Genomic DNA, 9,568 nt, shown 5'->3' with positions numbered 1-9,568 from the left:
CGACCCGTTGACCGTGCCGGCTACCGTCGCACCAGCAGGGTGTGACAAGTGGCGTGGCCGGTCGTTCGGCGATATCAACGCCGTCTCCGGTTCGGCGAAATGCACGCTGGTCAGCGCAGATCCCGAGTGGCCCGGTAGGCGACCCACGCGCCTAGTAAGCCCACCACGCCGAAGACCGCGAACAGGGCCCGCGCGGCGATGACCGTGCTGCCGTGGGCGGTGTTGACCACGACGCCGGCCAGGCCGGCGCCGAATGCGCCGGCGATGACCTCGATCGTGTTGATGGCGGCCGCCGCCGCGGGACCTTCGGCTTCGTCGTCGATGCAGTGCATCGACCACGCCGACAGATGCGGCCACGCTGCCCCGATACCGATTCCGGTGATCGTCAGCGCCAGCGCCCACGTGACGACCAGGCCCGCGGACGCATTGTCGAATTGGGTGGCCGCGGCCAGACCCAGACCCAACGCGATGACAAGCGGACCGAACACGACTACCCGATTGATGACTTTCCTGCTGCTCAGCGACGCGCTGAGGACCTCGCTGACCGCCCACCCGACCGCCAAAGCGGCGCCCAGAAACCCGGCCGCGACCGGGACCAGATGCGCCAGACGTTGCCCGAACAGCGGTACGTACATGTCGACCATCGCCGAGGCCATCAGCACCGCCAGAGCCAGATAGATCCATTTCAACGGGCCATTTCCAAAAACGCTGGGCGGTAACACTTTTACAGGCATGCGTCGATCGACGAGGATGAATCCGCCGACCAGAGCCAGGCTGATCGCGAGCAACGCTGCGGTCAGTCCTACGTCCGTCGGAACCTGAGCGACGCTGATCGTCAACGCCGCAGTGCCCAACAGGACTATCGACCACACCGGCACTTTCAACGTAGGCGCGGCCTCGTCAGAATCGACGCGGGCCGGCAGCACCCGCGGGACCAGCACGACCATCGGTACCGCGAGAATCGCCATGACCCCGAACGCCCAACGCCACAGACCAAATTGGGCGAAGAGGCCGCCGGCCGTCGGGCCGATCACGGTCGCGACACCCCACATTGCCGACACCAGTGCCGAGGCTCGGGTCCACAGCGAGCGCGGCAGAGCGGTATTGATCAGCGCGTAGCCCAAACCGGCCAACAATCCCCCGGCGGTGCCCTGCAGGGTGCGGCCCACCAGCAACACCTCCATGCCGGGAGCCAGCGCGCACACCACGCTGCCGATCCCGAACACGATCAGTCCCAACAGAAATGACACTCGCGGCCCGATGCGCAGCAACATCGCGTTGACGGTCGTCGCCGCGACAACCGACCCCACCAGGTACAGGGTGGTCACCCAGGCATACAGCCGTTCGCCGCCGATGTCGGCGATCGCGCTCGGCAGCAGACTGACCGTGACGAACTCGTTGGTCGCATACAGCGCTACGCCACCGGCGAGAAGTATTGAGGTCCCTAGGAATCGGGGACCCAGCAGCGTGCGCCAGCCGTCGGCAGCTGCCTGGTCGTGGGGTGAGCTCACTTCAGACCGGCGGCGTCCATCCCGCGCAACTCTTTCTTGAGGTCGGCGATTTCATCGCGGAACCGGGCGGCCAACTCGAACTGCAGGTCGCGCGCCGCGGTCATCATCTGCTCGGTGAGGTCTTTGATCAGATCAGCCAGTTCGGCCCGCGGCATGCTGGCCGTGTCGCGCCCTTCGAACACCCCGGCGCTGACCGCGCGGCCGGGCGCACCCTGAGCACGTCGCCCGCGTGACGCGTTACGCCCCGATCCGCCGATCTCCACGGCCTCGGTGTCGTCGGCCTCGCGGTAGACCTGATCGAGGATGTCGGCGATCTTTTTACGCAGCGGCTGCGGGTCGATGCCGTTGGCTTCGTTGTAGGCAACCTGCTTGGCCCGCCGACGGTCGGTCTCGTCGATCGCCTCTCTCATCGAGTCGGTGATCTTGTCGGCGTACATGTGCACTTCGCCGGAAACGTTGCGGGCTGCGCGGCCGATGGTCTGAATCAGGCTGCGCGACGAGCGAAGGAAGCCTTCCTTGTCGGCGTCCAGGATCGCGACCAGCGACACCTCCGGCAGATCGAGACCCTCCCGCAGCAGGTTGATGCCGATCAGCACGTCGTAGTCACCCAGCCGCAGCTGGCGCAGCAGCTCGACCCGTCGCAGCGTGTCGACCTCGGAGTGCAGGTAGCGGACCCGGATCCCCAACTCCAGCAGATAGTCGGTGAGATCCTCAGCCATCTTCTTGGTCAACGTCGTCACCAAGATCCGCTGGTCGGCCTCGGCGCGTTTTCGGATCTCGCCGATCAGGTCGTCGATCTGGCCCTTGGTCGGCTTCACCACGACCTTGGGGTCGACCAGCCCGGTCGGGCGAATCACCTGCTCGACGAACTCCCCCGCGGCCTGACTCAGCTCGTAAGGACCGGGCGTCGCCGACAGATACACCGTCTGTCCGACCCGGTCCGCGAACTCCTCCCAGGTCAGCGGCCGGTTGTCGCACGCCGAGGGAAGCCGGAACCCGTATTCGACGAGGTTGCGCTTGCGGGACATGTCGCCCTCGTACATGCCGCCGATCTGCGGCACCGTGACATGCGACTCGTCGATCACCATCAAGAAGTCTTCGGGGAAATAGTCCAGCAGGGTCGCGGGTGGCGAGCCCGGCCCGCGAGCATCGATGTGCCGCGAGTAGTTCTCGATGCCGGAGCAGAACCCGACCTGACGCATCATCTCGACGTCATAGTTGGTCCGCATCCGCAGCCGTTGGGCCTCCAGCAGCTTGCCCTGACCCTCCAACTCGGCGAGGCGCTCCTCGAGTTCCTGCTCGATGGTGGAGATCGCGTGGGCCATCCGCTCCGGTCCGGCGACGTAGTGAGTCGCCGGGAAGACGCGAAGCGAGTCGACCTTGCGGATCACCTCCCCGGTGAGCGGGTGCATGTAGTAGAGCGCCTCGATTTCGTCGCCGAAATACTCGATGCGTAAGGCCAATTCCTCGTACGACGGAATGATCTCGACGGTATCGCCGCGGACCCGGAACGTGCCACGAGTGAAGGACATGTCGTTGCGGGTGTACTGGACGTCGACCAGCAGCCGCAGCAGTGCATCACGCGGGACCTCGGCGCCCACCTGAAGTTCGACCGAGCGGTCCAGGTAGGACTGCGGCGTGCCCAGACCGTAGATGCAGGACACCGACGCCACCACCACCACGTCACGGCGCGACAGCAGCGACGACGTGGCGGAGTGCCGCAGCCGCTCCACGTCGTCGTTGATCGAGCTGTCCTTTTCGATGTACGTGTCGGTCTGCGCGATATAGGCCTCGGGCTGGTAGTAGTCGTAGTACGAGACGAAGTACTCAACGGCATTGTGCGGCAACATTTCTCGCAACTCGTTGGCCAGCTGAGCCGCCAGTGTCTTGTTGGGCGCCATCACCAGAGTCGGCCGCTGCAGCCGCTCGACGAGCCACGCGGTAGTGGCCGACTTTCCGGTACCGGTGGCACCCAGCAGCACGACGTCGCGCTCGCCCGCCTGGATCCGGCGTTCCAACTCGTCGATGGCGGCCGGCTGGTCACCGGCGGGCGCGTACGGGCTGACCACCTCGAAGTGGCCACCTGCGCGCACCATCGCCTCGACCGGGCGATATTCGGAGTGCGCAATTACGGGGTGCTCGGTAGCAAACGCCATGCTCACCAGGGTAGAGCTCCGCACCGACAGAAGGTCAGCTGTGCTGGCTGCTCCACACCCGGGTGCCGGGATCGCATTCGATGAGGTGCCCGTCGTCGGACTTCGACATCGTGAAAACCGGCGTGTCATCGCACGAGGTGCCGACCGGGTGCACGCCGGTGGTCGGCGGAGCCTTGTCCCAGGTATTGCCCTCGCAGACGACCTGCTGGTTGGCCGTGGAGTCGAACGCGACCTTGTCGATGTCGGTGCACGGCCCACCCAGCACCGCGGGCATCGCGGTTCCGATCGGGGTGGCGGTGGTGTTCGCCGCCTGCGCGGGATCGGCCACCGTCACCCCCGGCGGAACATCACCGGTCCGGGACGCCACGACCGGTATACGCAGCGTGGCCCCCTGCGACCCGCACTCGTTGCTCTGCACGGTCTGGGTCTGCACCCCGCGCAACGTGCCATCCGGTTCCGGCGTCAACGTCCACACCACGGTCTCCGACTGAGTGGACATCGGCCCGCCGCGGGCAGTGCGGCACTGCACCTGCACCTGGCGGGGCTCGGCTTGCCAGTGGCCGTCGACGAAATGCAGAACGCCGGCATTGCCGGTGCCGCCGGTTTTGGCCAGTTGATGACTCGTGTCGTCCAGTTTGGTGCCCGTGGCAGCGCACCCGGTCGCGGTGCACGCGGAGGAAAAGGCCCACCAGCTGGTGGCTCCGCCGTTGGTACGGATGACGCCGTTGGACGTCTGCTTAGCCCGGTCGTAGTCCAGCCGATAACTGCCGTTCAGCGGCGGCGCAGCCAGGGCTGACCCCGAGGTCGACGTCCTGCTCACCCGAGGCGGCGACGCGCGGTTCGCTTGCGGCTGGTCGTCCCAGGAGAAGAACGAGATCGCCCACGTCACGGTCAGCGCGAGGACGGTCGTGACGATCATCGCCAGGGCGATGGCGGCTTTCAGGGAAGGTCGTCGTACAGCGTTCCAGAAGCCGGTGCGGCGGGTTTTCGGCCTGGAGGCGCGATCACCGGCTGGGTGGCAGGAGACGTGCTCGCTGAACGCCGCGGCGAACTGGCGGCACCGGTCAAACCGGTCCGACGGATCCTTCGCGAGCGCCTTGAAGAACACGTCGTCGAGGTCGGCCAGGTCGGGGCGGTAGTCGCTGAGTCGGGGTGGCGCCGCATGCAGGTGCTGTCCGATCACCGCGACGGGATTGGAGTTTTGGTACGGCGGCGCACCGGTGAGTAGGTGGAATGCCGAGGCGGCCAGCGCGTATTGGTCGGCGCGGCCATCGATGTTGGACCCGACGAGTTGTTCGGGGGCAGCGTAGGCAACGGTGCCCACCGCGACGTTCGTTTCGGTGATTCCGCTGATGTCAGCGAGTTGACGGGCAACGCCGAAGTCCGCCAACAGGATTCGGCGATCATCCTCGTCGGGGTGGGTCAGCAGGATGTTGGCGGGCTTGACGTCGCGGTGCAGTAGCCCGCGGGCATGGGCGTAGTCGAGCGCGCTGGCGACGGCGGTGACGATCGCACAGACGTCGCCGTCGGCCATGCCGCCACGGAAGCGGTCCCGCATCAGCCGGGCGGCGTCGGTGCCCTCGACGTAGTCCATCGCGATCCACAGGTGACCGTCGAACTCGCCACGATCGTGCACGGCGACGATGTGCGGATGCCACAGCGTGGCGGCCAAATCGGCTTCGCGATTGAATCGTTCGCGGAATTCCTGGTCGGCCGTTGTCCCTTCGCTCAACACCTTCAGCGCGTCACGGCGCGGCAAGCGGGGATGCTTGGCGAGGTAGACGTCAGCCATCCCGCCGGACCCCAATGGCCGCAGGATGGTGTAGCCGGCGAAAGACGTCGGCGTGGCGATCGCACTGCCCTGCCCATCGTCCGCGCCGGATCGGCCGACCTTCACCGACTCCCGGTCGGGACGCGATTTGATCAGCGGGACCCGGGTCAGCAGGCGGGTGATCCGCAGATCGGGAAGCGACGCGTAGCCGCGCTCGAGCAGGCTACGGGCGCGCTGCGGCTCAGCGGGTGCCGACGGCCCTGATTGGGCGTCCCAGCGCTCCGTAGCTCTGGTCGCCTCGTCCCTAGACACACTTACCCCCTCGCTTCTCTCGCTGTGCGCGCGATCCAGCACGCTCCCGGTCACCCCCACCGGACTACACTTTTAAATTAGTTGCGGTTAGGACGTTTTCGAAATCTCGTGGCGCGCGGCCTAGTTCGCAACAGCCTGCCTAACCTTCGCAATCATGCCGCCAGATACGGTGCGCCCCTGTTGTGGCGCTTATGAAACAGCTGTGAATCGGAGCGTCGCAGCAGCTCGCGGCAACATATAGCTGAATCACAGTGCGTCCCGTGGGAGCCGCGCCGCCGCGGAGTCGATACTGGAGTGGTGAGTCGACCAGCCCCACCCATTCTGACCATCTGGCACAACGGCTCAGAAAGCACCTTCGCGCCGGGTCACGACGTCGTCATCGGCCGCGATTTGCGCGCTGATGTCCGGATCGCCGATCCGCGGATTTCGCGCGCGCATCTGATCCTCCGTTTCGAGCAGGGCAAGTGGGTGGCCATCGACAACGGCTCGGTGAACGGGACTTTCGTCAACGGCTACCGCACGCCGGTGGTCGACATCCATGACGGGCAAAGCATCAACGTCGGCAATCCCGGCGGACCGCGACTCACATTCGAGGTCGGACCACGCCGCGGCAAAGGCAGCCGGCCGACGGGAGGTGCAGCCCCACCCGCGGCGCAATCGACGATGTCGTGGTCGACGCCGGCCGCGCCCGTTGCGCCTGCTGCCCCGCCGCGGCGAAGCGGTGCCGAGCCCGTGCCGTCACCCGTCCCGCAGGCCCGACCCGCCCCACCAGTCCGGCGGCCGTTGTCCCCTTCGGAGTACCCGACCAATGTGCAGGCCGGACGGCCACCGGCGGGGCCACCCCCAGAGGACACGACGGTGGTCAACGCCCGGGCCATGCCCACGCAGGATCAGGTGCCGCCCACCGAGGTCACCAAGCTCGACAACCGGGCGCCCGACGCGTCGAATTTCGCGACGCGGTTCGTCAAAATGCTGTCGCCGAGGGTGGCGCCGGCCGCCAAACCAGCCGGCGCGGTGACGATCGGGCGGGCCTCCGACAACGACATCGTCGTCCCCGACGTGCTGGCCTCGCGGTATCACGCGACGCTGAACCTGACCCCGCTGGGCACCGAGATTCGCGACACCAGCGTCAACGGGACGTTCGTCAACGGCACCCGGGTCGGGTCGGCGATCTTGAGCGAGGGCGACGTCGTCACAGTCGGCAACATCGACCTGGTGGTCAGCAGCGGCCTGCTGGTCCGTCGCAGCGAGACCGAAGCGGCGACGCGAACCGGCGGCCTGGAGGTGCGCAACGTCCAGTACGTCGTCGAGAACGGCAAACAGCTGCTGAGCGACATTTCGCTGACCGCGCGGCCGGGAACGCTGACTGCGGTGATCGGCGGATCGGGCGCCGGAAAGAGCACGCTGGCCCGGCTGATCGCCGGTTACACCACACCCAGCTCGGGGTCAGTGACGTTCGAGGGACACGACATTCACGCCGAGTACGCCTCGCTGCGCAGCAGGATCGGCATGGTCCCCCAGGACGACGTCGTCCATCGTCAGCTGACGGTCAACCAGGCGCTGAGCTACGCGGCCGAATTGCGTCTGCCCCCCGACACCAGCAAAGCCGACCGGACCAGGGTCGTCTCGCAGGTGCTCGAGGAACTCGACCTGACCAAGCACGCCAACACTCGCGTCGACAAGCTCTCTGGCGGACAGCGCAAACGGGCCTCGGTGGCACTCGAGCTGCTCACCGGGCCATCACTGCTGATGCTCGACGAACCCACCTCGGGTCTGGACCCGGCGCTGGACCTGCAGGTCATGACGATGCTGCGCCAACTGGCCGACGCCGGCCGGGTGGTGCTGGTCGTCACGCACTCGCTGTCCTATCTCGACGTGTGCGACCAGGTGCTGTTGGTGGCACCGGGCGGGAAGACAGCTTATTGCGGACCGCCGGACGGCATCGGCGAGGTGATGGGCACCACCAACTGGGCCAAGATCTTCAGCCAAGTCGGTGCCGACCCGGACGAGGCCAACCGCCGGTTCCGGGAGCGCCAAGAGCCGCAGCCGCCGTCGAAATCGGGCCAGCCGGCCGACCTGGGCGAGCCGGTCCATACCAGCGTTCCGCGTCAGATCTCGACGATCGCACGCCGGCAGGTCCGGCTCGTGGTCGCCGACCGGGCGTATTTCGTCTTCCTGGCGCTGCTGCCGTTCATCCTCGGCGCGTTGTCGCTTACCGTGCCCGGTAGCACCGGGTTCCGCCCCGCGGGCCCGCACACGGGGACGCCCGACGAGTCGGCGCAGATCCTGGCGCTACTGCTGCCGGCCGCTGCGTTCATGGGCGTCGCGCTCACGATTCGCGACCTGGTCGGCGAGCGTGCCATTTTTCAGCGCGAGCAGGCGGTCGGCTTGTCGACCACGGCGTACCTGCTGGCCAAGACGCTGGTGTTCTGTGGGTTCGCCATTCTGCAGGCGGCGATCGTGACCGCGATCGTGGTGGCAGGCAAGGGCGCCCCGAGCCAGGGAGCGGTGCTGCTGGGCCATTCGACGGTGGCAGCCACCGTCGAGCTGTTCATCACCGTCGCCGCAACCTGTGTCGCCTCGGCCGTCCTGGGCCTGGCCATCTCGTCGTTGGTCCGGTCCAGCGAACAGATCATGCCGTTGTTCGTGGTCGCGGTGATGGCCCAGCTGGTGCTGTGCGGCGGGATGGTTCCGGTGACCGGCCGACTTGGTCTGGACCAGTTGTCGTGGCTGATGCCCGCGCGCTGGGGGTATGCGGCCGCATCGTCGACTATCGACGTCCGGCATCTGGTGCCGCCCACGCTGCTTCCTCAGGATCAGTTCTGGCAGCACACCCGCCATTTCTGGCTGCTCGACATGGGCATGCTCGCCGGGCTGACGGTGTTCTTCGCCTGCTTTGTCCGTTGGAAAATCCGGCTTCGCCGCTGATAAGAGGTACGCCATTCACGCCCCCAAGCACGAGACGTTCGACCTGCGCGGCCGCACCAACACCGATCCCAAGGGCATCGTTCGGGCCGTGGATGACTACGTTGTTCAGCCGTGGGGTCTTTATCTGGCCCGCCCCACGCCCGGGCGCGCGCAGTTCCACTACCTCGAATCGTGGCTGCTGCCATCACTGGGCTTGCGGGCGACGATCTTCCACTTCAACCCAGGCCACGAACGCGATCAGAATTACTACCTCGACGTCGGTGAATACACCCCGGGTCCGCATTTGTGGAGTTCCGAGGATCACTACCTCGACCTCGTGGTCCGCACCGGCCGAAGTGTGACGCTAAGCGACACCGACGAACTGTTGGACGCTATGCGGCACGGCCTGCTGGCTCCAGAAGTCGCCGAGCAGGCCGTGCAGCGCGCCGTGCACGCGGTCGACGGCCTGGCCCGAAACGGTTATGACCTCAATGTCTGGCTCGCCGGCGAAGGCATGCAACTCGTGTGGCGCTGAATAGCGAATTATGTTGTCGTACAGCTAGTTAAACGGCGAGCAAGCGGTCGAAGAATTCGCGGTAGTGCATCAGCGCCACGCGCAGATCTTCAGTGGAGGCCTCCTGGCCTCGCGACCATTGTTCTTCCAGCCGGGACCGTGCCTGGGCGAATCCCGTCGTGAGATGCTCGACCAGATCGGATACGAGATGGTCTGCCTTCTGGACGCACTCCTTGGGGTTGTCTACGAAAGCGGCCTGAACGCCGGCCCACCGCGAACGCAGATCCGCGACATCGTCGCCGGCGAAAAGCGCTTCTGCCGTTGACGATTCGGCTACTGCGGTTGACGATTCGTGGTCCGCCGTAGGCGGCTCCGCCTCGACGGGATCGGCAACGGG

6 protein-coding genes are annotated in these 9,568 nt (G+C 66.4%); 2 read left to right on the top strand and 4 right to left on the bottom strand.

The features are described from left to right. Positions 1 to 110 precede the first annotated feature (110 nt). From VN856_RS25790 to VN856_RS25780, 3 genes are read right to left on the bottom strand one after another with little or no spacing between them, the layout of a single operon-like run. Positions 111 to 1,511, bottom strand: coding sequence for an MFS transporter (locus VN856_RS25790; protein WP_325694606.1), 1,401 nt, complete (start codon positions 1,509 to 1,511; stop codon positions 111 to 113). Beyond that, positions 1,508 to 3,667, bottom strand: coding sequence for an excinuclease ABC subunit UvrB (gene uvrB / locus VN856_RS25785; RefSeq protein ID WP_325694604.1), 2,160 nt, complete (start codon positions 3,665 to 3,667; stop codon positions 1,508 to 1,510). Before uvrB ends, VN856_RS25790 begins: the two co-directional genes overlap by 4 nt. A 34-nt stretch (positions 3,668 to 3,701) precedes the next feature. Next, positions 3,702 to 5,750: a serine/threonine-protein kinase gene (locus tag VN856_RS25780; protein WP_414687051.1), complete on the bottom strand. Its 2,049-nt coding sequence runs from the start codon at positions 5,748 to 5,750 to the stop codon at positions 3,702 to 3,704. A 297-nt stretch (positions 5,751 to 6,047) separates the two neighbouring features. Between VN856_RS25780 and VN856_RS25775 the strand changes: the two genes are divergently transcribed. Both VN856_RS25775 and VN856_RS25770 read left to right on the top strand, forming a co-directional pair. Then, entirely contained in the window at positions 6,048 to 8,678 is a 2,631-nt protein-coding gene (locus tag VN856_RS25775; protein WP_325694602.1) for an ATP-binding cassette domain-containing protein, read from the top strand. 43 nt (positions 8,679 to 8,721) lie between these two features. Further along, positions 8,722 to 9,192 carry a DUF402 domain-containing protein gene (locus tag VN856_RS25770; protein WP_325694608.1) on the top strand — a complete coding sequence of 157 codons (471 nt, stop codon included), beginning with the start codon at positions 8,722 to 8,724 and terminating at the stop codon, positions 9,190 to 9,192. A gap of 28 nt (positions 9,193 to 9,220) precedes the next feature. Here the strand turns inward: VN856_RS25770 and VN856_RS25765 are convergent. Then, the coding region (locus VN856_RS25765) for a hypothetical protein (RefSeq protein WP_325694600.1) at positions 9,221 to 9,568 on the bottom strand (348 nt) is incomplete at its 5' end.

It is taken from the genome of Mycobacterium sp., assembly GCF_035603715.1.
In the GTDB taxonomy this organism is placed as follows: domain Bacteria; phylum Actinomycetota; class Actinomycetes; order Mycobacteriales; family Mycobacteriaceae; genus Mycobacterium.
Note: the sequence above shows the minus strand (reverse complement) of the source record. Positions and strands in the feature narration are given on the sequence as shown.

Bases quoted from the DNA above. Each gene is read 5' to 3' on its own strand.
- uvrB (WP_325694604.1), bottom strand. From the start codon at position 3,667: ATGGCGTTTGCTACCGAGCACCCCGTAATTGCGCACTCCGAATATCGC.